1 protein-coding gene is annotated in these 633 nt (G+C 45.8%); it reads left to right on the forward strand.

The features are described 5' to 3' along the window. Window positions 1-52 precede the first annotated feature (52 nt). On the forward strand, window positions 53-633 hold a 581-nt coding region (locus tag A3729_RS05065), incomplete at its 3' end, for a GAF domain-containing protein (protein WP_197475575.1).

Here is a 633-nt window from a genome sequence, read left to right on the forward strand (position 1 = left end):
AATCATAATGACCGCCTTAGCAAGAAATCATTTCGACAACAGTGAGGTAGATATGACAACAACAGGTTCATTATTCGAGACGATTACGTCGATCATTTCCGACCTCCCTAGAGACTTACCTGAAGCAAGTCGCTATCAGCGACTGCTTAACAATATGCAGAATATATTTCCGTTCGATGCGGCGGCGGTTTTGAAACTGGAAGGCAGTCAACTTCGCCCTATTGCAATGAAAGGATTAAGCGATGACGTACTAGGAAGACGATTCATCATTACTGAACATCCCAGACTGTCTCAAGTGATCCATTCAAAAGGGCTGGTACACTTTGAGGCGAACTCAGACCTACCTGACCCTTACGATGGATTAATCGGTGAAAACAACCAACACCCTGATGTACACGACTGTATGGGCATTCCCTTATTAATTAATGAAAAGCCGTGGGGACTACTTACCTTAGATGCGCTTGAACCTGGCACCTTTGACCAGATTGATAAGGACCAGCTGAGGACATTTACCAAACTCACCGAAGCGGCGGTTAAGGCAGCCGAACGAATCGATTCACTTGAAGCCAGTGCAGCTCACCACCGATTAGTCAGTCAAACTTTGCTGAAAAGCTCTGACAGCGAGATGATCGG

The organism is Oleiphilus sp. HI0043, from assembly GCF_001634935.1.